Source organism: Vibrio sp. QJM3NY_39 (genome assembly GCF_057785895.1).
Window position 1 is genome coordinate 605,226 of sequence record NZ_CM173505.1, and the last position, 24,091, is coordinate 629,316.

The following is a 24,091-nucleotide window of genomic DNA, read 5'->3' on the forward strand; positions in this document are numbered from 1 at the left end:
ATATGTCTGATAAAAGACATTACTTCGGCACAGATGGTGTACGTGGCAAAGTTGGCCAATACCCGATTACACCTGATTTTGTTCTGAAGCTTGGCTGGGCTGCAGGTCGTGTTCTTGCGAAGCAGGGCACCAAGAAAGTGATCATTGGTAAAGATACTCGTATCTCTGGCTATATGCTTGAGTCTGCGTTAGAAGCTGGCCTTGCTGCTGCGGGTCTTCAGGCTACGTTTACTGGCCCAATGCCAACTCCTGCTGTTGCTTACTTAACACAAACTTTCCGTGCTGAAGCGGGGATCGTTATCTCTGCATCGCATAACCCTTTCTATGACAACGGCATTAAGTTCTTCTCTTCTGAAGGCACTAAATTGTCGGATGACATTGAGTTGGCTATCGAAGCTGAACTAGATAAAGATATCGAGTGCGTGGAATCTTCTGCATTGGGTAAAGCTGTACGCTTAAATGATGCCGCTGGCCGTTATATTGAATTTTGTAAAAGTACATTCCCACACAAAATGACGTTAGCGGGCATGAAAATTGTGGTGGATTGCGCACATGGTGCGACTTACCACATTGCGCCAGCGGTATTTAAAGAGTTGGGCGCTGAAGTGATTGCAATGGGTGTTGAGCCAAATGGTACTAACATCAACCACGAAGTGGGTGCGACAGATGTGCGTGCTCTGCAAGCTAAAGTACTTGAAGAACAAGCAGCGTTAGGCCTAGGCTTTGATGGTGACGGTGACCGTATCATCATGGTTGACGAGCTAGGCAACAAAGTTGATGGTGACCAAATTGCTTACATCATTGCTCGTGATGCACTGCGTCGCGGTGAGTTGAAAGGTGGCGTTGTTGGTACACTAATGACCAACCTTGGTATGGAAAACGGCCTTAAGCAATTAGGTATTCCATTTGTACGTGCTGCTGTTGGTGACCGTTACGTCATGGAGCAACTTCTTGCTAAAGACTGGAAGATCGGGGCAGAAAATTCGGGTCACGTTATCCTATTGGATAAAGTGACGACGGGTGATGCTATCGTTGCTGCTCTGCAAGTGTTGGCTTCAGTTGTTGATAGCGAAATGACACTGAATGAGCTGTCTCAGGGCATGACGTTATACCCTCAAGTTCTAGAAAACGTTCGTTTCAGCGGAGATTCAAACCCACTAGAAGCCGAAGCGGTAAAAGCAGCGGTTGTAGAAGTAGAAGCTGAGCTTGGCGAGAAAGGTCGTGTGCTATTACGCAAGTCTGGTACCGAGCCACTACTGCGTGTCATGGTTGAAGGCGAAGATGCTGAGCTTGTTCAATCGTCAGCGCTTAAGATCGCAGATGCAGTAAAAGCAAACTGCTAATTTAACCTTTTACTTAACGGGCGTACGAATAGCACCTGTGATTAGAAGTGATTGACTTATATAACGGTCAAGAGATATCACGGTCAAAAGAGACGTAAATGAGTTTTGTGTCGCTTTTGACCTTTTTTTAACCATTCGCTTGGTAAAGGCTTATTTTTTAGCAAATTCCCCTTGTCAGCCATCGTCGCATTCGCTAGTATTGCTCGGCCTTCAGTTAGGAGGTCGCTAGCCTTGTTCTCAAAAATAGTTTTTTGAACGGCGCTGGCTCAACAATTAGGAACATAGGTGGAAAAATGTTTACAGTTCTACTTGTGATTTACCTGTTGGCAGCGCTTGGTGTAATTGGCCTAGTGTTGATTCAACAAGGTAAAGGCGCAGATATGGGAGCCTCTTTCGGTGCTGGCGCTTCAAACACTGTGTTTGGTGCTGGTGGCTCAGGAAATTTCCTTACCCGAATGACTGCAGTTTTTGCAACTACATTTTTTATCCTTAGCTTAGTGCTTGGTAATATGTCTACACATAAAACTGAGTCACAATGGATTGACCCGACTCAAGGTCAGGTAATTCAGCAAGCTGAAGATGCAGTGAGTGAAGTTCCGACGCAAGGCGACGAAATTCCACAATAAGCTGCAAAGATTTGATGCCGAGATGGTGAAATTGGTAGACACGCTAGCATGAGGTGCTAGTGCCTTAGGGTGTGAGGGTTCGAGTCCCTCTCTCGGCACCATGTTTACAAACTTGTAAAACATCTTGTTGGGCGTATAATGCTCACAAGTCGGACGCGGGATGGAGCAGTTTGGTAGCTCGTCGGGCTCATAACCCGAAGGTCGTCGGTTCAAATCCGGCTCCCGCAACCAATTTCGATGCTATTATATAGCTTGTATTGGTAGCAAGTTTGCACAGTGTGAACCTCACTGTGAGTTAAGTGTGATATCGAATGTGATGACACTTAACATATAAGGGTCCAGCAACAAAAACCCCGGCTTATACGGGGTTTTTTGTTATCTAAGCATTTGTAAATGCCTTTAGATGATAATGTTTGCTTGGAATTTAAATTGGGCTTTGAGCCCTTTTTTTGTTTCTGGAGTGGTTAAATGACTGGTTTAGAGAGACAACTTACTGAAATGCTTGACGCTCCAGTAGCAGCATCAGGTTATGAGTTAGTTGGATTAGAATTTATTCGTGCTGGTGAGCACTCAACGCTACGTATTTACATTGATTCACCAAATGGTATCAATGTAGATGATTGCTCTGAGGTTAGTCACCAAGTAAGTGCCGTAATGGACGTTGAAGATCCAATTTCAGTGGCTTATAACCTTGAAGTGTCTTCACCAGGTTTAGAGAGACCACTGTTCAAAGCAGAGCATTACCAACAATTTATTGGTCACGAGGTAAGCATCGTTTTGAAAATGGCTGTCGGCAACCGTCGTAAATGGAAAGGTGATATCCAATCTATCGAAGGCGAGACAGTGAAAGTATTGGTTGAAGGACAAGAAGAAGAATTCGTCCTGAGCAATATTGCGAAAGCTAACCTGATCCCTAAATTTTAGTTCTCCTAGAGAGAAGAGCTTAAGAGGCTAGATTAATGAACAAAGAAATTTTGGCGGTAGTAGAAGCTGTTTCAAATGAGAAAGCAGTTCCTCGTGAGCGTATTTTTGAAGCGCTTGAAATCGCGCTTGCAACGGCAACAAAAAAGAAAAGCGAATTAGAAATTGAAGTTCGTGTAGAAATTGACCGTAAAACGGGTAATTTCGAAACTTTCCGCCGTTGGGAAGCTGTTGAGGAAGTTGAATTCCCAACAAAAGAAATCTCTATTGAAGCTGCAAAGTACGATGATCCAGAGATCGAACTTGGCGGTTTCATTGAAGATGATATCGAATCAGTAACGTTTGACCGTATTACGACTCAAACGGCTAAGCAAGTTATCGTACAGAAAGTACGTGAAGCAGAACGTGCTCAAATCGTTGAACAGTTTATTGACAACGAAGGCGAGCTCGTAACTGGCGCAGTTAAGAAAGTTAACCGTGACACAGTTATTCTAGACCTAGGTAACAACGCTGAAGCGGTAATCCTTCGTGACGACCAACTTCCTCGTGAAAACTTCCGTCCAGGTGACCGTGTTCGTGGTCTTCTTTACGCAGTTAAACCAGAAGCTCGCGGTTTCCAGCTTTTCGTTACTCGTTCGAAGCCAGAAATGCTAGCTGAACTATTCCGCGTTGAAGTGCCTGAGATTGGTGAAGAGCTAATTGAACTTAAAGGTGCTGCACGTGACGCTGGTTCTCGTGCTAAAATCGCTGTGAAAACAAACGACAAACGTATTGACCCTGTTGGTGCGTGTGTTGGTATGCGTGGTGCACGTGTACAAGCGGTTTCTAATGATCTTGGCGGTGAGCGTATCGATATCGTTCTTTGGGACGATAACCCAGCTCAGTTCGTTATTAACGCAATGGCGCCTGCTGATGTTGCTTCAATCATCGTTGATGAAGATGCACACTCTATGGACATCGCTGTTGAAGCCGATAACCTGGCACAAGCGATTGGCCGTAGCGGTCAAAACGTACGTCTAGCGTCTCAGCTTACTGGCTGGGAACTGAATGTAATGACTGTTGCTGATCTAGAGAAGAAGCACCAAGAAGAGGCAGTTGCTTCTATTGAAAACTTCATGAAGCACCTAGACATTGAAGAAGACTTTGCTCAAATGCTTGTTGAAGAAGGCTTCTCTACACTTGAAGAAGTGGCATACGTTCCTGTGAACGAGCTTCTTGAAGTAGACGGTCTAGACGAAGGTATCGTTGAAGAACTACGTAACCGCGCGAAAGACGCACTGACTACTCTAGCGCTAGCGAAAGAAGAGACTTTCGACGGTGTTGAGCCTGCTGAAGACTTACTTGCACTTGAAGGTCTTGAGCGTGAAATGGCTTACAAGCTAGCAGCAAAAGGCGTTGCGACATTGGAAGACCTAGCTGACCAAGGCGTTGATGAACTAGAAGGCATCGAAGACCTAACTGCAGAGCGAGCAGGCGAGCTGATTATGGCTGCGCGTAACATCTGTTGGTTCGGCGACGAAGAATAATTCAGCAAGGAGAGAAAGCGGTATGACACAATTAACAGTTAAAGCACTGAGTGAAGAGATTGGTACGCCAGTTGACCGCTTAATTGAACAACTTGCTGATGCAGGAATGAAGAAAGCAGGGTCGGATCAAGTGACTGATTCAGAGAAGCAAACATTGCTAACGCACCTTAAAAAGGAGCATGGCGATACTTCTGGCGAAACAGAACCGACTCGTTTAACTCTTCAACGCAAGACCCGCAGCACGCTAAGTGTTGCTGCTGGAGGCGGTAAGAGTAAGGATGTTCAAGTAGAGGTACGTAAAAAGCGTACTTACGTGAAGCGCAGCACTATTGAAGATGAAGCGAAACGTGAAGCTGAGGAAGTAGCTAATCGTGAAGTGGAAGAGAAAGCACAACGCGATGCTGAAGAGCAAGCGAAACGTGATGCTGCAGAGAAAGCACAGCGCGAAGCCGAAGAAAAAGTAACACGTGAAGCGGATGCAAAACGTGATTCTGAAGAGAAGGCTCAACGCGCACAAGCTGAAAAGGCTAAAAAAGACATGAATTCAAAAAATGCAGACGCTAACGCACAAGCGAAAAAAGAAGCGGATGAACTTAAAACTCGTCAAGAGCAAGAAGCAACTCGTAAAGCCGAAGCTGAAGCAGCTAAGCTTGTTGAAGAAGCTCGTAAGTTAGCAGAAGAGAACCAAGAACGTTGGTCTGAAGAAGAGAAGAAGAAGAAAGAGCAAGAGAAATCTGCGGATTACCATGTGACTACTTCTACTTATGCTCGTGAAGCAGAAGATGCGGCTGATAAAAAAGATGAGAAAGCTCCTCGTCGTCGCAAGAAGAAACCTGCTCCAGCAGCTCAACCTGGCAACAACCGTGGTGGTCGTAACCAACGTGGTCGTGGCGGTAAAGGTAAGCTTGCTAAACCAACTTCAATGCAGCAAGGCTTCGATAAGTCAGCAACTGTTGCTAAATCTGATGTTGCTATTGGCGAAACTATCGTTGTTTCTGAACTGGCTAGCAAAATGTCAGTTAAAGCAACTGAAGTTATCAAAGTAATGATGAAGATGGGCGCTATGGCGACTATCAACCAAGTGATCGACCAAGAAACAGCACAACTTGTTGCTGAAGAAATGGGTCACAAGGTTATCCTACGTAAAGAAAACGAACTAGAAGAAGCAGTGCTAGCTGACCGTGATAGCGATGCTGTCGCAGAAGGCCGTGCTCCTGTTGTTACTATCATGGGTCACGTTGACCACGGTAAAACTTCTACACTTGATTACATTCGTAAAGCACACGTTGCGTCTGGCGAAGCTGGCGGTATCACACAGCACATTGGTGCTTACCACGTAGATACTGACAACGGCATGATCACGTTCCTTGATACTCCTGGACACGCGGCGTTTACAGCTATGCGTGCTCGTGGTGCTCAAGCGACAGATATCGTTGTACTTGTTGTTGCCGCTGATGATGGCGTAATGCCACAAACAATCGAAGCTATCCAGCACGCGAAAGCGGCAGGTGTTCCTCTGATTGTTGCTGTGAACAAGATCGACAAAGAGGGCGCAAACCCAGACAACGTTAAGAATGAGCTAGCTCAATACGACGTTATCCCTGAAGAATGGGGCGGTGAGAACATCTTCGTTCACATCTCTGCAAAACAGGGTACAAACATCGATGGTCTTCTAGAAGCTATCCTTCTTCAGTCTGAAGTTCTTGAACTTACAGCAGTTAAAGAAGGCATGGCATCTGGTGTTGTTGTTGAATCTCGTCTTGATAAAGGCCGCGGTCCAGTTGCAACAGTACTAGTACAGTCTGGTACTCTTAACAAAGGCGATATCGTTCTTTGTGGTCAAGAGTACGGCCGTGTTCGTGCAATGCGCGATGAAAACGGTAAAGACATCGAAACTGCAGGTCCATCTATCCCTGTAGAAATTCTAGGTCTTTCTGGCGTTCCTGCTTCAGGTGATGAAGCAACGGTTGTACGTGATGAGCGTAAAGCGCGTGAAGTTGCGAACTACCGTCAAGGTAAATTCCGTGATGTTAAACTAGCTCGCCAACAAAAAGCGAAACTAGAGAACATGTTCGCGAACATGACTGCTGGTGAAGTTGCTGAACTTAACGTTGTACTTAAAGCTGACGTTCAAGGTTCTGTAGAAGCAATTGCTGACTCTCTACTGAAACTGTCAACTGACGAAGTTAAAGTGAACATCGTAGGTTCTGGTGTTGGTGGTATTACGGAAACTGATGCAACTCTTGCAGCTGCTTCTAACGCTATCATCCTTGGTTTCAACGTTCGTGCTGACGCAACTGCGCGTGGTACTGTTCAGAATGAAAACCTAGATCTACGTTACTACTCAATCATTTACCAACTGATCGACGAAGTGAAACAGGCAATGGGCGGTATGCTTGCTCCTGAATTCCGTCAAGAGATCATTGGTCTTGCTCAAGTTCGTGACGTATTTAAGTCGCCTAAACTTGGTGCAATCGCTGGTTGTATCGTTACTGAAGGTACGATTAAGCGTAGCAGCCCAATCCGCGTACTTCGCGAGAACGTTGTTATCTACGAAGGTGAACTAGAGTCACTTCGTCGCTTTAAAGATGACGTTCAAGAAGTTAAAAATGGTTACGAGTGTGGTATCGGCGTTAAGAACTACAACGACGTTCGCGTTGGTGACCAGATCGAAGTATTCGAAATTGTTGAAGTTAAACGTACTCTAGACTAATCAGTCAGTACGACTCGACATATTGACTAAGGTTACTAACATTACCTGTAAAGGTACTAAGTAATCGGTTGTTGAATACACCATGGGGGGCTGGTAATTACCAAGCCCCCCATCTTTCTAAGTGAGAAAAGAAAATGTCAAAAGAATTTAGCCGCACACAACGTGTGTCTCAGCAGCTTCAAAAAGAGCTCGCACTTATCCTCCAACGTGAAGTTCGTGACTCACGCATTGGTATGGTAACTATTTCAGATGTAGAAGTGTCTCGTGACCTTGCATACGCAAAAGTGTTCGTGACTTTCCTATGTATCGGTGAGCAAACACCTGAATCATGTCTTGCTGCTCTTAAAGAGCATGAAGTGCCAGTTCGTATGGCTCTTGGCAAGCGTATTCGTCACCGTCTAACACCTGAAGTTCGTTTTACTTACGACAACACATTGGTAGAAGGCATGCGTATGTCTAACCTAGTAAGTGAAGTACTGAACGATGACAAGCGTAAGCAAGAAGAATCTGGCCGCACTGACGAAACTCAGTCTAAGGATGAAGAGTAATGGCTCGCCGTCGTAAAGGTCGCCCTATAAATGGGGTAATTCTGTTAGATAAGCCAACAGGCATTTCATCTAATGATGCACTGCAAAAAGTAAAGCGTATTTACTTTGCAGAGAAGGCAGGGCACACCGGTGCTCTGGATCCTCTTGCGACTGGCATGCTGCCAATTTGTCTTGGTGAAGCAACGAAGTTCTCTCAGTTTCTTCTAGATTCTGATAAGCGCTACGTTGTTGTCGCGAAGCTTGGTGAGCGTACCAACACCTCAGATTCTGATGGTGAAGTGGTTGAAACGCGTGAAATCAACGTGACTCAAGAGCAACTTGAACGCTGCATTGCAAGCTTCAAAGGTGAAACCGACCAGATTCCATCAATGTTCTCAGCATTGAAGTATCAAGGTAAGCCTTTGTATGAATATGCACGTGCAGGTATCGAAGTGCCTCGTGAGTCTCGCAAGATTACTGTGTATTCTATTGAGCTACTTCGCTTTGAAGGTGATGAAGTTGAGATGGAAGTGCATTGTTCTAAAGGTACTTACATCCGCACAATTACCGACGATCTTGGTGAAATGCTAGGTTGTGGTGCTCACGTGACAATGCTTCGTCGTACTGGTGTTGCAAAGTACCCGTATGAACGCATGGTTACCTTAGAACAGTTGAACGAAATTCTAGAGCAAGCACAAGCGCAAGAAATTGCACCTAAAGAGTTGCTTGATCCATTGCTAATGCCAATGGACACCGCTGTAGAAGACTTACCTGAAGTTAACTTGAATGCGGAACTGACTGATCTTGTTCAGCACGGTATGCCCGTTCAAGTCGCAGGCGCTCCTGCTGAAGGTACCGTTCGTATGACAAGCGGTGCAGAGAAGCTGTTTGTTGGCGTTGCTCAAATTGCTGAAGATGGCCGAGTTGCACCTAAGCGTTTGGTTGTTTTCAGAGATGAAGAGCCACAAGCGTAACGCTGAAACCTAATTAGGTATTGGCGCTTAGCCTGGAAAAGCGAATCAATAATACAGAAAGCGAGCCCTTAATTTTAATGGTTCGCTTTTTTCGTTTTTCATGAGTTCGATTGTTATTGCACCAACTCGTAAACTTCCCTATAATCCTCGGCTCGCGTAGCGGCTGAATCAGAGATTGGCTGCTACAAATATAAACTTACTCTTATCAGGAGAGATTTATGTCTCTGAATGCAGAAACTAAAGCAGCAATCGTTGCAGAATACGCACAATCTGAAGGCGACACAGGTTCACCAGAAGTACAAGTAGCACTACTTACTGCTTCTATCAACCACCTACAAGGTCACTTCAAAGCGCACAAACACGATCACCACAGCCGTCGTGGTCTATTACGTATGGTTTCTAGCCGTCGTAAGCTTCTTGATTACTTGAAAGGCAAAAACCTTACTCGTTACCAAGACCTAATCAAGCGTCTAGGCCTACGTCGCTAATAGCGATGTCTGCAAAGACAGTTTGAAGAAAAGGAGCATTTATGCTCCTTTTTTTGTGCCCGTAAGAAAATGTTTGGCTGGGTGCACAGAATATCATCTGGCTTTTTCTGATAGGAAATATCTCTCCTAATAAAAATAGTTTATACTACGCCCGCCTATGCGTTTTCAACGCTGGGCAATCAACCTCTCAAGACGTTACAGTCACAGATGTCGGCCAATAGGTCGCGACTATTCAAAGGCGGATTTGGTATTAATTCGGCGTATGAACTCATACAAAGAAGCATCATTCCCAAGTCTCTTTTCACTAGTCGCGATTGGTAATATCTTGAGTCAATCTTCACTTAATCTAAAGTCATGACTTTAGAGCTAAGGATATACAATGTTTGAAAAACCAGTTGTAAAATCGTTCCAGTACGGTAACCACACCGTTACTCTAGAAACGGGCGTAATGGCACGTCAAGCTACTGCTGCTGTAATGGCGACTATGGACGATACATCAGTATTCGTTTCTGTTGTTGCTAAAAAAGAAGCTGTTGCAGGCCAAGATTTCTTCCCTCTAACAGTTAACTACCAAGAGCGTACATACGCTGCCGGTAAAATCCCTGGTGGTTTCTTCAAGCGTGAAGGTCGTCCTTCTGAAGGCGAAACGCTAACAGCTCGTCTGATTGACCGTCCAATTCGTCCACTTTTCCCAAGTGCGTTTAAAAACGAAGTTCAAGTTATCGCTACGGTTGTTTCTATCAACCCTGACGTAAACCCAGACATGATCACTATGATCGCAACGTCTGCTGCACTTGCTATCTCTGGTGCACCATTCAATGGTCCTATCGGTGCTGCACGTGTTGGTCACATCGACGGCGAACTTGTTCTTAACCCATCAAATACTGAGCTTGAAAACTCTAAACTAGACCTAGTTGTGTCTGGTACAGAAGGCGCAGTACTTATGGTTGAATCTGAAGCAGATAACCTATCTGAAGAAGAAATGCTTTCAGCTGTTGTTTACGGTCACGACCAACAACAAGTTGTAATCAAAGCAATCAACGAATTTGCTGCTGAAGTTGCAACTCCATCTTGGAACTGGGAAGCGCCAGCAGTTAACACTGAGCTTAAAGCTAAAGTTGCTGAGCAAGCTGAAACTCGTCTATCTGACGCGTACCAGATCACTGAGAAAATGGCTCGTTACGAGCAAGTTGGCGCAATCAAGAACGACACTGTTGAAGCTCTAATTGCACAAGACGAAAACCTAGATGAGCGCGAAATTCGCGGCATGCTTGGTTCTCTAGAGAAAAACGTAGTACGTAGCCGTATCATTGCTGGCAACCCACGTATCGATGGCCGTGAAAAAGACATGGTTCGTGCGCTAGACGTACGTACTGGTGTTCTTCCACGTACACACGGTTCTTCTCTATTCACTCGTGGTGAAACTCAAGCACTTGTTACTGCAACGCTTGGTACACAACGTGATGCACAAATCATCGACAGCCTAATGGGTGAGAAGAAAGACAACTTCCTTCTACACTACAACTTCCCTCCATACTGTGTAGGTGAGACTGGTTTCGTTGGTTCTCCTAAGCGTCGTGAAATTGGTCACGGTAAGCTTGCTAAACGTGGTATCCAAGCAGTAATGCCTTCTGTTGACGAATTCCCATACACAGTTCGTGTTGTATCGGAAATCACTGAATCTAACGGTTCTTCTTCAATGGCTTCTGTATGTGGTACATCTCTAGCACTTATGGATGCTGGTGTTCCAATCAAAGCTTCTGTTGCGGGTATCGCAATGGGTCTTGTTAAAGAAGGCGACGATTTCGTTGTTCTTTCTGACATCCTTGGCGACGAAGATCACCTAGGTGACATGGACTTTAAAGTAGCAGGTACTAACGCTGGTATCACTGCACTTCAAATGGACATCAAGATCGAAGGTATCACTAAAGAGATCATGCAAATTGCTCTTAACCAAGCGCAAGGTGCACGTAAGCACATCCTTTCTGTAATGGATGAAGCTATCTCTGGTGCTCGTGAAGATATCTCTGAATTCGCTCCACGTATCCACACAATGAAAATCAGCTCTGATAAGATCAAAGATGTTATCGGTAAAGGCGGCGCAGTTATCCGTGCTCTTTGTGAAGAAACTGGTACTACAATCGAAATCGAAGACGATGGCACAATCAAGATTGCTGCTACTGAAGGCGCAGCTGCTCAAGAAGCTATCCGCCGTATCGAAGAGATCACTGCTGAAGTTGAAGTTGGCCGTATTTACCAAGGTAAAGTTGCTCGTCTAGCTGACTTCGGTGCATTCGTTACTATCCTTCCAGGTAAAGATGGTCTAGTACACATCTCTCAAATCGCTGACAAGCGTGTTGAGAAAGTGTCTGACTACCTAACTGAAGGTCAAGAAGTACCAGTTAAGGTTCTTGAAATTGACCGTCAAGGCCGTGTACGTCTAAGCATGAAAGAAGCAGTTGAAACGCCAGCTGAAGGCGAAGCACCTGCTGCTGAGTAATTCTTAGCCTATTAATGGGACTATCGCTTTTTAGTGATTTCTAACCCATTGGTAAAAAAGCATGTTATAAAGGGGAGCATATCGCTCCCCTTTTTATTGCGGTCATAACAGGAGTAATTATTTGTGAAATGGTTTCAAACCGCGAGTATGTGTTTACTGCTTGTACTAACTGGTTGTGCGACAACATCAGATAACACCTCACGTTGGGTTTATCCACCAATGGCTGTGCCGCTTCAACCAAGTGTTCAGCAAGAAGTGCAAATAGCGCGTCTTAGTCAGCTATTACAACGCCCAGATTTGAACGATGAAGTTCGAGCTAAAATGTTGTTCGAGCGTGGTAATTATTACGACAGCGTTGGCCTGCGCGATTTAGCGCGTCTTGATTTCAATCAGTCTCTTTCATTGAACCCCGCTCAACCTGATATCTTCAATCTTTTGGGTGTTTACTTTACGCAGGTAGGGGAGTTTGATGCCGCTTATGAATCTTTTGATTCTACGTTAGAGCTTGATCCTGCAAACTCATATGCAGAAAGAAATCGCTCTATCGCACTCTACTATGGCGAGCGCTATGACTTAGCCAACGAAGAGATGATGAAGCACTACGCCGATGATCCTAGCGATCCGTTTCGCGCTCTGTGGCTTTACATCATTCAGCATGAACTCACGCCAGAACAAGCAAAGCTTGATCTTCAAAAGCGTTACGAGAGCCGTGACGAACAGTGGGGCTGGGTATTAGTTGCGATCATGCTTGACGATATTACCGAAGAGCAGGCATTCAAAGCTATTCTAACCGGGACTCGTGACAATACGCTCCTAGCTCAACGTCTGACGGAAACGTATTTCTACCTTGCTAAGCGCCACCACATGAATGGTGATTACGCGAATGCTATCTCTTTGTACAAATTAGCGGTTTCTTTTAACGTGTATGAATACGTAGAACACCGTTACTCTTTCTTAGAGTTAAGCCGTATCTTCACTACGCTTAAAGCCGAGCATTTAGCGCAAGTTAAGTTGGCTGAGGCCGAAGAAGAAGCTAACGCTAAGTAAGCGATACATTTTGATTCCGAAAAGCCGCTGCCTATCAGCGGTTTTTTTATGGCCCTTTTTTATGCTCCTTTTTTATAAACGGGGGTCTTGTTTTTGATTGCTTTTTATTTAAACAACACTAAAATAGTTAGCCTTGCTAACTAAATGCAAATTCTGTGGTTGGAAATCTATGCTGGACCAAAATCTAGAAAAAATTGAACGCTTTGCTTCTAAGATATGGCGAACTCAAGTTAATGAAGATCCTATCTGCCAGTTGAGCTTCAATGAGTACGATTATTTGAAGGTCATTCAAGCATCGTTAGAGCCTATTCGACTAACAGACCTCGCTATTGAGATGCAGGTGACAAAACCTTCTGCGACGACTATGGTTCAAAGGCTAGAAAGAAAAGGTCTAGTTGAGCGCAAAGCGTCTCTTGAAGATGCGAGATCTAAGCTGGTGATTTTGACCCAAAAGGCTGAAGTCGGTTTGGAAGAAGAAAGTAAAATCTATCAGGTCATGGCACAGATACTGGAAAGTCGCTTGTCTGAGCAAGAATCCCACCAGCTGAACCTATTATTAAACAAGGCTTTGAAATAAATAATTTAGATATTTAGTTAGCCTTGTTAACTAGTTTAACGAGTCATATCCCATTGATATGCGACTCACTGAAGAAAGTAGAGTAAGAAATGAGTAACTCAATTAGTCGTCAATTCTGGCGATACACAATTCCTACGGTAGCGGCCATGTTAGTTAATGGCCTTTACCAAGTGGTGGATGGTATTTTCATTGGCCGTTATGTTGGGGCCGATGGACTTGCGGGCATTAACGTCGCGTGGCCTGTGATTGGGTCGATCCTCGGTATTGGTATGCTTGTGGGCGTGGGTACGGGTGCTCTTGTCTCGATCCGCCAAGGCGAAAAAGACACGAAAGGCGCTAAGCAGATCTTAGCAACCGGTCTAACATTGTTGTTGGCGATAACACCCATTGTTTCTGGATTGTTGTTTCTGTTTGCCGATAACTTCTTGCTTTGGCAGGGTGCTGAAGGGCGAGTGTATGAACTAGGCCTGCAATACTTACATATTCTGATTGGCGCTAGTGTCTTCACTTTAGGCTCTATCGCGATGCCGTTTTTACTGCGTAACGATGACAGTCCTAACTTGGCCACCATACTGATGATTGTCGGTGCGGTGATTAACATTGTATTGGATTACCTATTTATCGCGCAGCTTGGTTGGGAATTGAAGGGTGCTGCATTGGCAACCGCAATTGCTCAGTTTGTGGTAACGGGTTTGGGGTTGGCTTACTTTTTCTCACGTCGAGCAAACTTACGTTTACGTTGGAGTGAACTGAGACTGAAGTTATCGGTGATTCCTGAAATCTTCGCCATTGGTACCTCGAGCTTCTTTATGTACGCTTACGGTTCGATGATGGTGGCGCTGCACAATGCCTTGTTCTCTCAATATGGCGACCAGCTGATGATTGGTGCTTATGCTATTTTGGGATACATAGTGACGGTTTATTATCTCACAGCGGAAGGTATCGCCAACGGCATGCAGCCATTAGTGAGTTACAACCATGGTGCGCGTAATCAAGCAAATATTCGTAAGTTACTGAAGATTGCGATGGTGAGCTCTGTCTTGATTGGTGTGGCGTTTGTGTTGTTGCTGAATGCGTTCCCACGTGAGTTTGTTTCCGTCTTTAATTCGGATGAACCTCAGCTAGTTGAGTACACAGTGTTGGGTATTCGACTACACATGTTTGCATTGGCGCTTGATGGCTTCTTAGTGGTAGCGGGTGCTTACTATCAGGCGGTGAACAAAGGCAGCAAGGCGATGTTTGTAACGATAGGCAATATGCTTATCCAATTACCTTTCTTGTACATAATGCCTAAATTGTACGGTGTGCCGGGGATTTGGATTGCCTATCCTCTGTCTAACATCGCGCTAAGCGTCGTGGTTATGATTATGCTCTATAAAGACGTAAAGAAGCTCGACGATGCGCCGCTAGAAACAGCGACAGCATAGGTCGCTTTTCTTGAGCTGAATTAAAAAGGTCTAGCGAATGCTAGACCTTTTTTGTATCTGTTGCTGATTCTTCCAATTTAAGGAACTAGATGTTCTTAACGTCTAAACCCGCAAGCTGATGCCAATAACCGTTGCATTGGCGGCTTTCAATGATCTTTGGGTTTTTACCTTGTTCGTTCGCTCTGAAGTTATTGATTTCAGAGAAGGTATCGATGCCTAATGGGCTTAAACGAACCACATCAACCAAGTCATGCATGCTCGGTAGATCATTTACTAGGTTGTAGCAGTAACCCGATTGGGTTTGGATACCATTAAGGTTGAAAACCGACTGACCTTCTTGGCTATCGACTTGCAGACCTGTTGGGTATTTGATGCAGCAGGTTTCGCAATCGTCTTTGGCTTTGTTTTCAGCGCGAGCGGTAAAGCAGCGTGCTGAGTAAGCAAGCGGTAAGTAGCCATGGCTAAACACTTCGACTTCGAACTTATTACGAATATTAAGCTCTTCACATTGTGTCATGACGTTGCTCAGCCATTCACGAGAAAGCTCAACAGGCATGCACCAGCGCGTCATACCTTGCTTCAAAAACAGGTTCAGAGTGCGTGCATTGTAGGTGTTAACTGCAGGGCCAACCACGAACGGTACTTTACTTTCGCTGGCTAATTGAATAGCAGATACGTCGTTGGCTTCAATCGCAAAGTCACCGTTATCAATGTACTTCTTCATGATGTTGACTTCGCTTGGCGCTTCCAACAACGCCATCGTCGATAGCACCACTTGCTTACCGGAAGCCGACAGCTCTTTGGCAATGTCCATCCAGTGTTTGGCTTTCATCTCACGGCGCTTTGAACACACGGCTTCACCAAGGTAGATGATGTCGGCAGAGCTTGATTTCGCTTGCTCATAGAAGCTTTCAACGTCTTGTTTTGGCCAAAAATAAAGAAGAGGGCCTAATGCGTATTTCATTGAGTTCTCCATTTGGCTCTATTGCCATTTACGGTGATAAGCGCCAAGCGTGGTTTGTGTACCTTCAGATACATTCGCCAGTGTCGCATTCCAAGCTTGTTCCACTTGGTATTGTTCTGGGTTCGCTAAGTAACGGTCGATAGCAGCGCGCCAAGTACGAGTCACTTGCTCGACATAAGCAGGGCTACGCTGGCGGCCTTCAATCTTCACAGAAGCAACATTTGCAGCAAAAAGCTCTGGCAGCATTGATAGTGTATTAAGGCTAGTTGGCTCTTCAAGTGCATGGTAGCGCTTACGTTCACCATCGATATCCGCTTCAAAACGACCCTTACACAGTGTTGGGTAGCCCGCGTTTTCGCCTGCTACGTACTTGTCGATAAGAATCTCATTCAAGCGCGACTCTAGGCCGGTTTCTGTTTCTTGCCAGCGTACATATTTCGCCGGAGAACAAGCGCCCACCGTGTTAGGGGATTCACCGGTCATGTACGAAGAGAGGTAACAACGACCTTCCGCCATGATGCACAAACTACCAAAAGCGAATACTTCAAGGTCAACGTCAGAGGTGATGTTACGAGAAAGCTGTTTGACCTGATGAATCGACAATACGCGAGGCAATACCACACGCTTTACATTGAAGTTCTTGTGGTAGAAGTCGATTGCAGCCGCATTGGTCGCAGAAGCTTGAACCGATAGATGCAATTCTAGTTCTGGATATTTGTTTGCTGCGTACTCAAGCACTGCGATATCAGCAATGATCAGCGCATCAACACCTAGTGCTGCGGCGTTGTCTACGGCATTTGTCCAGCGTTCGAAGCCATTTGGGTGAGCAAAAGTATTTAAGGCAACGTGAATTTTCTTGTTGCGGTCATGCACATACTGCACAGCACGATCGAGCTTTTTACCCGCAAAGTTAAGGCCTGCAAAGTGTCGGGCATTGGTATCGTCTTTGAATCCGATATAGACAGCATCCGCACCACAATCAATAGCGGTTTTCAAAGCAGGTAAGTTACCCGCTGGGCATAAGAGTTCCATTTGCTCACTACCAGTAGAATGAAATTGAAGCGAGTATTTTATGAAGAATTATGAATGACGGAATTGATGTAAGGCAGGTTTAGATGGATAAATCTGCTTTTACTCCGTTTGGGGTACTGACTAGTAAGGCTTTTGTGCTTTGGTGTGGCTTTTGACTGGGGGATAGTTGAATCGTGTACTAGTTCTTATGGCGACGATTTTGGGCAAACAGCTCTTCGACGTCTTGTTTCGGTTGTGGGCGATAGAAGTGGAAGCCTTGGATTGAACTGCAGTTGAGGTTAGAAAGCAGGGTCGCTTGTTCACTGGTTTCGACGCCTTCTGCCACTACAGTTAAATCGAGAGATTTACCTAGGTTGATGATGTTTTCAATCACAGTGATTTGCTTTGGTAGCGTATCGATATCAGAAATGAAAGCACGGTCAATCTTAAGCTCATCAATTGGGAAGCGAGCCAAATAAGACAGAGAAGAGTAGCCCGTACCAAAATCATCGATAGATAAAGCAAAGCCGAGTTTCTTTATAGCGTTAAGCATTTGAAGTGTGTGTTCACTATCACTCATCACCGCGCTTTCTGTCAGCTCAAACGTAATAGCACTAGGGTCAAGCTCTGTTGAACGGAGTAGCTTTTCAACGTAATCAATCAGTTTCGGGTTACCAAATTGCTCTGGAGACAAATTGATAGCCACTCTACCTGGCAAGATACCTTGCATCTTCCAGCGCTTAACCGTGGCAAATACTTCACGCATCACCACTCGGCCAAGTTGTTCAATAAGGCCAGCTCGTTCCGCTACAGGGATAAATGCGGCAGGGCTGATGTAGCCTTCTACTGGGTGCTTCCAGCGCACTAACGCTTCTGCACCGTTGATGGTGAAATCACGCGCGTTGACCTTAGGTTGATACCAAACCTCAAGTCCATTCTGTTGCAGTGCTTTTTGTAGCTCTATCTCCAACCACAATCGCATACGTGCTTCTTTGTTCATCTGTTCGTTGAACTTGATCAGGCGGTTACGTCCACGATCTTTCGCTTCATACATTGCGGTGTCTGCATTTTGCAGCAAGATACGAGCATCGGTGCCATCTTGAGGAAAGCTCACGCTGCCAATCGAGCAGGCTAAGCGCTTACTAAAGTGATGAAGATCGAAGGGTTGATTGATCAGGGAAATGATCTTTTCAGCGAGCATTTCAGGCGTTCGCTGATGTTCAGGTTCTGGCAGGATAATACCAAACTCATCTCCGCCTAAATGACCAATAACGGCCTGACGAGGCAGTAAACGTTTTAGGCGTGAAGCAACCTCTTTAATCACTTTATCGCCAATGTGATGACCTAGTGAATCATTGATATTCTTAAAGTTATCAATATCTAAGTAGAGCATCACAACTGGCGTATCGTTTTGAATGAACTGCTCAAGACGTTTGGTGAACCCAACTCGGTTGTAGAGCTTGGTCAGTGCATCGATGTAGGCATCTTCACTGTTTGCTGGCGTATACTGCTTTGTGGTCTCTTGCGCGTCTTGGATAAGCACCAGCTGAGTGTTACTTCCAAGAATAGTGGTGGAGTCGATGTTGAGTTGAACCTTACGTTCAAAGCCGCATCGGGCACCCGTTAAGCAAACCAAACCAGACTCGGAAATAATAGAACTGAGGTTATTATTGAAGACTGTTTTGGTTTGTTCATCGATGAATAATCGTCCCAACTCTTCGCCAATTAACTCGGTGGTGGAGTTAAAGCCGAGCAAGCGTGCTGCTGCTGGGTTTGATGACAAGATGTAGTCACTTTCAACTAACAGTAATCCGTCAGGGAGTAGGTGAGATAGCTTGTGGAATTTCGCTTCGGATTCTTCTAAAGAACGGGCAAGTACTTGGTTTTCTGATGTGTCGAAGGCATGAAAGACAATGTAGTCGGTTTTGTTGCCATTCGTCAGCGGAGATAGGCTGAAATGAAGGCTGGTATCGAGGTCAGTTTCGTTGAGCGTGACTTCGGCCTCAATCGTTTCGCCATTGAATGCACGCTCATAGTAAGGCTTAAGATGTTGGTAGAATTGCTCACCTAATGTTTGGCGGTCATTCATGCCAGCAAGCTCGGTTTTACTCAAACCAGCAATATCGCAGTAACGCTCATTAACCATAAAATAGTTATGTTGGGCGTCAAGTACCGCAAAAAAGAACGGACTGTTTGCTGTTAGCTGGGTAAACCAATGTTGTAGTTGCTGGGGAGGCATCAAAGTACTACCAATTCTCCAAGAGCTTGAATATTCACTATCGATAAATATTTATTACTTTTTGTGTGGCTATCGATATTTACCTGTGAGTGCAGCGATTCGCTGTAATTCTCATGACCTGAGTTACTATAACTGTGATTTTCAGGATATTAAAGGTCGAGTATCAAACCGAAGTTAATTTGATACATAACAGTAACTGAGATTTCAACATCATCTATGATGCATTCCATATTATTGACAAAGTTACGGATAAGTCACGTGATAAACAAGATTCGCACTCAACTAGTTCAAAATGCCGCATCAATTTTGCGATCTCCAGTCCAGTTATTGCCTAAAACAGTACAAAAAAGAGCCTTATTGGAGGCGCTTAAGAATGTCTTTAAGGAAGCTTTAGAGGACGGTGACTTTGAATTCTTAGAAGACAAGTGGCTTAAAGTCTCAATAAAAGATATGGGGTTAAGTTGGTGTATTAGCTATCAAAATGAGCAACTAGTTGTAGCTGATAACGAGGTTGTTGAAGATGTAAGCTTTAGCGGAAACCTTAACGATCTTGTGCTGATTGCCGGGCGTAAAGAAGACCCAGATACGCTTTTCTTTCAACGTAGACTGTCGATTGAGGGCGATACAGAGCTTGGTTTAGAAGTCAAAAACTTGATGGATAGCGTAGATTTAGACGTATTGCCGACTCCTATGAAAACTTTGTTAAATCAATTAGCTGATTTTGTGCAGAAGGGAGTACAATCCCCAGATACACAAAGTGAGGTAATGAATGCTTATTCGAACTGAAGCACCGGCAGATATACTTGTCATTGATCGTTTATTGAAATCTGTTTTTGAAACAGATGCAGAAGCTAATTTGGTTATGAGCTTGCGTGAGAATAGCCATTTAACGCTATCGCTGGTGGCTTGTTCTGATGAGGGTGAGGTGGTTGGTCACCTGATGTTTAGCCCTATCACTCTTCATTGTGACGATCATAACTGGCAGGGACTTGCGCCTCTCGCAGTGAAAGAAGAGTACCGCAATCAAGGTATTGCCAAATCACTGGTTGAAGACGCATTTTCTACATTAGTAGATTTCGGTTACCCAGCCTGTGTTGTGCTTGGTGATCCTGCTTACTACGGCCGCTTTGGTTTTAAGGCTGCGAGCGAGTTTGGCCTGAGTTGTGTTTGGGATGTACCTGAAGGTGCTTTCCAAGCGATTGAGTTGGTAGACGGTGTGTTTGCTGGGCATTCTGGTGAGATTGCTTACAGCCCAGAGTTCAACGACTTATAAGCTGATTTACCACGTAATCCGATACAAACTGATTTAGTCTAAATAAAGGAGCTTGATGCTCCTTTATTTTTTGTTAGTATCAGCCCCAATGAGCTCCTTTTCAGTTCGCTCCAAGAAGAGCAATACCAACAAACCTAAGGTTACACCGCTAGATATGTCACAAACACACGCACAATACCTGCAAGAGATGGGCATCAGCCAATGGGAGCTTAGTCACCCAGAGCGTTTGGTTGGCTACGAATCTGAATTGATTCCACTATCGAGCGACTGCAAGTTGCTACTGGTTTCGCCTGAAAAACCTCAGGAAGATCTCGCCGTGATGTTTGAACGCGTACTTAAAAGCATCAAGCTCGACTTATCTCAGGCTTTACACCTTCAACCGCAACACTTGTCTGCTGTGGATTTAAGTTCGGTTGAATGGGTATGGTTTGCTGGTTGTGACTCTGCCCATGAACTGAAGGCAAAAACACTTCAATCTCCATTACTGTCTGACATTAACGGTAATAACCAACATCGCCGCGACTTATGGCAACAAATTTGTGCTTATGACTAATCAATTTTTACCCACTTCAGAACAACACCTAGACGCAATTTGGCAAATTGAGCAGACCGCGCATTCTCATCCTTGGTCTGAAAATATGGTCCGTGATCTTAATAGTCGTGGAGGCAGCCACCGTGTTTTAGAAGTCGATGGAGAGGTTGTCGGCTATTTCTATGCTCAGAATATTGTCGGTGAGGTTACTTTGCTGACGATAGCGGTTGACCCTAAGCAGCAAGGTAAAGGCTACGGCAAAGCTTTGGTTGAGCACTTTCTCGATATGTGTGAACAAGCTGACGCTGAGAGTGCTTGGCTGGAAGTTCGCGAAAGTAATGTGAATGCTTTTAATCTTTACGAGAAGGCTGGCTTTAATGAAGTCGATCGCCGCCGTAACTATTACCCAACCAAGCAAGGCAACGAAGATGCGATCATTATGAGCTATCTTTTTATGTCGTTTAGTTAGGGCGTGTTACGTCTTTTAGCCGACTAGATAACTAACCACAGAATTAGCCACAAAATAGGGTGTAAACTGACCCTTTAGAAAGTGACTCGCTTTCTGTATAATCCGCACACAGAATTCAAGGGCAAGTATTATCTACTTGCCCTTTTTATGCTTTAGATCAGCAAAGGGCGACTATGTCTTTCCAACAAGAAGTGAGCAAACGTAGAACGTTTGCAATTATCTCTCACCCGGATGCGGGTAAAACCACGATTACTGAAAAAGTTCTTTTATTCGGAAACGCAATTCAAAAAGCGGGTACCGTAAAAGGTCGTGGCTCTAACCAGCACGCTAAATCTGACTGGATGGAGATGGAAAAAGAACGTGGTATTTCGGTAACCACGTCGGTAATGCAATTCCCATACAATGATTGCCTAGTAAACCTACTCGATACTCCAGGACACGAAGATTTCTCGGAAGATACGTACCGTACACTAACAGCGGTTGACTCTTGTTTGATGGTTATCGATGCTGCGAAAGGTGTCGAGGATCGTACTCGTAAATTGATGGAAGTAACGCGTCTACGTGATACTCCAATCGTCACGTTTATGAACAAACTTGACCGTGACGTTCGTGACCCAATGGAAGTGCTTGATGAAGTGGAAAGCGAGCTAGGTATGGCTTGTGCTCCAATCTCATGGCCAATCGGTTGTGGTAAAGAGTTTAAAGGTGTTTATCACATTCATCGTGATGAAACGATCTTGTACGAATCTGGCCATGGCCATGAGATTCAAGAAGTTCGTATCATTAAAGGTCTAGATAACCCTGAACTCGACGAAGCTGTTGGCGAAGATCTGGCGAGCAGTGTTCGTGAAGAGCTTGAATTGGTTATTGGCGCATGTCCTGAGTTTGATCTCGATTTGTTCCTTGCTGGTGAACTAACGCCTGTTTACTTCGGTACAGCATTAGGTAACTTTGGTGTTGACCACATGCTAGATGGTTTGACTAAGTGGGCTCCGGGTCCTCAAACTCGTCAAGCTAACGAGCGTGATGTTGAAGCGACAGAAGAGAAGTTCTCTGGCTTCGTCTTTAAGATCCAAGCAAACATGGATCCAAAACACCGTGACCGTATCGCATTCATGCGTATCGTTTCGGGTACTTACAACCAAGGTATGAAGATGAATCATGTTCGTACTGGTAAGAACGTAAGTATTTCGGATGCGGTAACTTTCATGGCGGGCGACCGTGCGCGAGCTGAAAAAGCGTATGCTGGTGACATCATTGGCTTGCATAACCATGGCACAATCCAGATTGGTGATACCTTTACTCAAGGCGAAAGCTTGAAGTTCGCTGGTATTCCAAACTTCGCGCCTGAGCTATTCCGTCGTATTCGTCTACGCGATCCACTAAAGCAGAAGCAACTTCTAAAAGGTTTGGTTCAGCTTTCTGAAGAGGGCGCAGTACAAGTATTCCGTCCTATGCAGAACAACGACTTGATCGTTGGTGCGGTTGGTGTACTTCAGTTCGACGTGGTTGTAGCGCGCTTGAAAGCGGAATACAACGTAGAAGCTATCTACGAAGGTGTTAACGTTGCAACAGCTCGCTGGGTTGAATGTGATGACGCGAAGAAACTAGAAGAGTTCAAACGTAAGAACCAAGCTAACCTAGCGTTAGATGGTGGTGATAACCTGTCTTACATCGCACCTACAATGGTGAACTTGAACCTAGCTTCTGAACGTTTCCCTGACGTTCAGTTCCGAGCGACGCGCGAGCACTAATTTCTCCGCGCTCTATTCGAGTTAAACAAAAACGTCTATTGTTCTGCAATAGGCGTTTTTTAAGGCTTAGAGGCTGAGGTTAGAGGCAATGATGTTCAGTTGGATAAAAGCTTGGATTAAGAAATACGATAAATGGTGTGAAGAGCTTGGCTTAACGCCTGAGAACAAGCGCAGTTGTGTTGCTTATCGTCGTGATCCCCAAGGGAAACAAACAGAGAGTAGGGAAGATGACACAGAAAATAAGTAATTTTCCGCTGTTTGATACTCATTGCCATGCGGATTTTGAGGCGTTTGAGCAAAATATTGTAATTGATCAGGGAGCTACACCTGATCAAAGTATTGATAGCTATCTTAAAGAAGCGAAACAAGCTCAAGTCGAGAAGATTCTTATTCCTTCTATTGGCCAAAGTAACTGGTCGAAGCTCGATAAAATTGCTCAATCTTACCCTAATGTTTACTACGCCTTAGGTTTCCACCCTTACTTTTTAGAGCAAGCCAATGGCGAGCAATTCTCAGAGCTTCGCCAATTACTCTCATCAAAAAACAGTCAATGCGTTGCGATAGGAGAGTGTGGTCTCGACTTTTTTGTCGATGTCGAGCGGGAGAAACAAGAACGCTTTTTCATCCAACAAATGGAGCTTGCGAAGGCATTTGAGCTGCCTTTGATCATCCATGAGAGGAAGTCTTATAACCGACTCATCGAACTATTAAAGCAGCACAAGTTCACTTTTGGTGGGGTGATTCACGGTTTTTCAGGGAGTGAACAGCAAGCTTTGGCGTGGATCAAGCTCGGTTTCTATATTGGTGTCGGTGGAACGATTACTTACCCCAGAGCACAAAAAACACGCACAACCATCGCAAAACTGCCTCTTGAATGCCTGGTATTAGAAACGGATGCACCGGATATGCCCATGTATGGAAACCAAGGAAATGTTAATCATTCCAAACATTTAGTTACGATCTTAAATGAACTTTTTTTGCTTAGAAAAGAGCCAAAGCAATCGATTGCAACGCAAATTTGGCAAAATAGCCATCGTGCATTCGGTATATGTGAATAAAATCGAAGGTTTTTGTTTATCGTTTGCGTAAATTGCACTGAGCTTGTGATTTGGTTCACATTTGCGTGTGAATGGTACATGAATCTTGTACGAAAGTGTGAGGACGGCATTACTTTATTAGT

The 24,091-nt window shown here is 44.7% G+C and carries 22 protein-coding genes and 2 tRNA genes; 21 read left to right on the plus strand and 3 right to left on the minus strand.

The features are described 5' to 3' along the window. Window positions 1-2: 2 nt before the first annotated feature. From glmM to AC3CHU_RS02975, 14 genes are all read left to right on the plus strand, one after another. Window positions 3-1,343: a phosphoglucosamine mutase gene (gene glmM / locus AC3CHU_RS02910; RefSeq protein WP_488525041.1), complete on the plus strand. Its 1,341-nt coding sequence runs from the start codon at window positions 3-5 to the stop codon at window positions 1,341-1,343. A 293-nt stretch (window positions 1,344-1,636) separates the two neighbouring features. Beyond that, the gene (secG, locus tag AC3CHU_RS02915; RefSeq protein WP_004734504.1) at window positions 1,637-1,969 is read left to right on the plus strand and encodes a preprotein translocase subunit SecG; all 333 of its coding nucleotides are present in this window, start codon (window positions 1,637-1,639) and stop codon (window positions 1,967-1,969) included. Between the two features lie 16 nt (window positions 1,970-1,985). After that, window positions 1,986-2,070: transfer RNA gene (locus tag AC3CHU_RS02920), tRNA-Leu, on the plus strand. Window positions 2,071-2,123: 53 nt separating this feature from the next. Continuing rightward, window positions 2,124-2,200: transfer RNA gene (locus AC3CHU_RS02925), tRNA-Met, on the plus strand. A 237-nt stretch (window positions 2,201-2,437) separates the two neighbouring features. Continuing rightward, on the plus strand, window positions 2,438-2,893 hold the full coding sequence (gene rimP, locus AC3CHU_RS02930; protein WP_004734501.1) for a ribosome maturation factor RimP: 456 nt from the start codon (window positions 2,438-2,440) through the stop codon (window positions 2,891-2,893). Window positions 2,894-2,928: 35 nt separating this feature from the next. After that, window positions 2,929-4,416, plus strand: a complete 1,488-nt coding sequence (nusA, locus tag AC3CHU_RS02935; RefSeq protein ID WP_004734499.1) for a transcription termination factor NusA — start codon at window positions 2,929-2,931, stop codon at window positions 4,414-4,416. A gap of 22 nt (window positions 4,417-4,438) precedes the next feature. Continuing rightward, window positions 4,439-7,129, plus strand: a complete 2,691-nt coding sequence (gene infB, locus AC3CHU_RS02940) for a translation initiation factor IF-2 (protein WP_004734497.1) — start codon at window positions 4,439-4,441, stop codon at window positions 7,127-7,129. 134 nt (window positions 7,130-7,263) lie between these two features. After that, window positions 7,264-7,677 (plus strand): 30S ribosome-binding factor RbfA, encoded by a 414-nt coding sequence (gene rbfA / locus AC3CHU_RS02945; protein WP_004734495.1) that lies wholly within the window; start codon window positions 7,264-7,266, stop codon window positions 7,675-7,677. Beyond that, window positions 7,677-8,630 carry a tRNA pseudouridine(55) synthase TruB gene (truB, locus tag AC3CHU_RS02950; protein WP_017094781.1) on the plus strand — a complete coding sequence of 318 codons (954 nt, stop codon included), beginning with the start codon at window positions 7,677-7,679 and terminating at the stop codon, window positions 8,628-8,630. Before rbfA ends, truB begins: the two co-directional genes overlap by 1 nt. A 218-nt stretch (window positions 8,631-8,848) precedes the next feature. Next, window positions 8,849-9,118 (plus strand): 30S ribosomal protein S15, encoded by a 270-nt coding sequence (rpsO, locus tag AC3CHU_RS02955; RefSeq protein WP_004734493.1) that lies wholly within the window; start codon window positions 8,849-8,851, stop codon window positions 9,116-9,118. Between the two features lie 379 nt (window positions 9,119-9,497). After that, entirely contained in the window at window positions 9,498-11,618 is a 2,121-nt protein-coding gene (gene pnp, locus AC3CHU_RS02960; RefSeq protein ID WP_086048817.1) for a polyribonucleotide nucleotidyltransferase, read from the plus strand. 123 nt (window positions 11,619-11,741) lie between these two features. Further along, window positions 11,742-12,665: a lipoprotein NlpI gene (gene nlpI / locus AC3CHU_RS02965; RefSeq protein ID WP_004734491.1), complete on the plus strand. Its 924-nt coding sequence runs from the start codon at window positions 11,742-11,744 to the stop codon at window positions 12,663-12,665. Between the two features lie 169 nt (window positions 12,666-12,834). Next, a complete protein-coding gene (locus AC3CHU_RS02970) occupies window positions 12,835-13,242 on the plus strand; it encodes a MarR family winged helix-turn-helix transcriptional regulator (RefSeq protein ID WP_004734490.1) in 408 nt (135 codons plus the stop codon). An 89-nt stretch (window positions 13,243-13,331) separates the two neighbouring features. Further along, a complete protein-coding gene (locus AC3CHU_RS02975; RefSeq protein ID WP_488525042.1) occupies window positions 13,332-14,669 on the plus strand; it encodes an MATE family efflux transporter in 1,338 nt (445 codons plus the stop codon). Window positions 14,670-14,754: 85 nt separating this feature from the next. Here the strand turns inward: AC3CHU_RS02975 and AC3CHU_RS02980 are convergent, their stop codons facing one another. The 3 genes from AC3CHU_RS02980 to AC3CHU_RS02990 form a co-directional block, all read right to left on the minus strand. Further along, complete coding sequence (locus AC3CHU_RS02980) at window positions 14,755-15,633, minus strand: U32 family peptidase (RefSeq protein ID WP_488525043.1); 879 nt, start codon at window positions 15,631-15,633, stop codon at window positions 14,755-14,757. Between the two features lie 18 nt (window positions 15,634-15,651). Next, complete coding sequence (gene ubiU / locus AC3CHU_RS02985; protein ID WP_102455927.1) at window positions 15,652-16,665, minus strand: ubiquinone anaerobic biosynthesis protein UbiU; 1,014 nt, start codon at window positions 16,663-16,665, stop codon at window positions 15,652-15,654. 178 nt (window positions 16,666-16,843) lie between these two features. Further along, complete coding sequence (locus AC3CHU_RS02990; protein WP_017084241.1) at window positions 16,844-18,883, minus strand: sensor domain-containing protein; 2,040 nt, start codon at window positions 18,881-18,883, stop codon at window positions 16,844-16,846. Window positions 18,884-19,141: 258 nt separating this feature from the next. On the opposite strand from AC3CHU_RS02990, the gene ubiT reads away from it, so the two are divergent. The 7 genes from ubiT to AC3CHU_RS03025 all read left to right on the plus strand — a co-directional run bounded on the left by ubiT (window position 19,142) and on the right by AC3CHU_RS03025 (window position 23,969). After that, window positions 19,142-19,669 (plus strand): ubiquinone anaerobic biosynthesis accessory factor UbiT, encoded by a 528-nt coding sequence (ubiT, locus tag AC3CHU_RS02995; RefSeq protein ID WP_004734485.1) that lies wholly within the window; start codon window positions 19,142-19,144, stop codon window positions 19,667-19,669. Continuing rightward, window positions 19,653-20,156 carry a GNAT family N-acetyltransferase gene (locus AC3CHU_RS03000; protein WP_488525044.1) on the plus strand — a complete coding sequence of 168 codons (504 nt, stop codon included), beginning with the start codon at window positions 19,653-19,655 and terminating at the stop codon, window positions 20,154-20,156. The genes ubiT and AC3CHU_RS03000 overlap by 17 nt, the downstream gene beginning before the upstream one ends. 154 nt (window positions 20,157-20,310) lie before the next feature. Then, window positions 20,311-20,709, plus strand: coding sequence for a DNA polymerase III subunit psi (locus AC3CHU_RS03005; protein ID WP_102312516.1), 399 nt, complete (start codon window positions 20,311-20,313; stop codon window positions 20,707-20,709). Then, window positions 20,702-21,157, plus strand: coding sequence for a ribosomal protein S18-alanine N-acetyltransferase (gene rimI / locus AC3CHU_RS03010; RefSeq protein ID WP_488525045.1), 456 nt, complete (start codon window positions 20,702-20,704; stop codon window positions 21,155-21,157). Before AC3CHU_RS03005 ends, rimI begins: the two co-directional genes overlap by 8 nt. A 173-nt stretch (window positions 21,158-21,330) precedes the next feature. Further along, window positions 21,331-22,911 carry a peptide chain release factor 3 gene (gene prfC / locus AC3CHU_RS03015; RefSeq protein WP_054547525.1) on the plus strand — a complete coding sequence of 527 codons (1,581 nt, stop codon included), beginning with the start codon at window positions 21,331-21,333 and terminating at the stop codon, window positions 22,909-22,911. 91 nt (window positions 22,912-23,002) lie between these two features. Further along, complete coding sequence (locus tag AC3CHU_RS03020; RefSeq protein ID WP_171329090.1) at window positions 23,003-23,158, plus strand: DUF5363 family protein; 156 nt, start codon at window positions 23,003-23,005, stop codon at window positions 23,156-23,158. Continuing rightward, window positions 23,139-23,969 (plus strand): TatD family hydrolase, encoded by an 831-nt coding sequence (locus AC3CHU_RS03025; RefSeq protein ID WP_488525046.1) that lies wholly within the window; start codon window positions 23,139-23,141, stop codon window positions 23,967-23,969. Before AC3CHU_RS03020 ends, AC3CHU_RS03025 begins: the two co-directional genes overlap by 20 nt. Window positions 23,970-24,091: the final 122 nt, after the last annotated feature.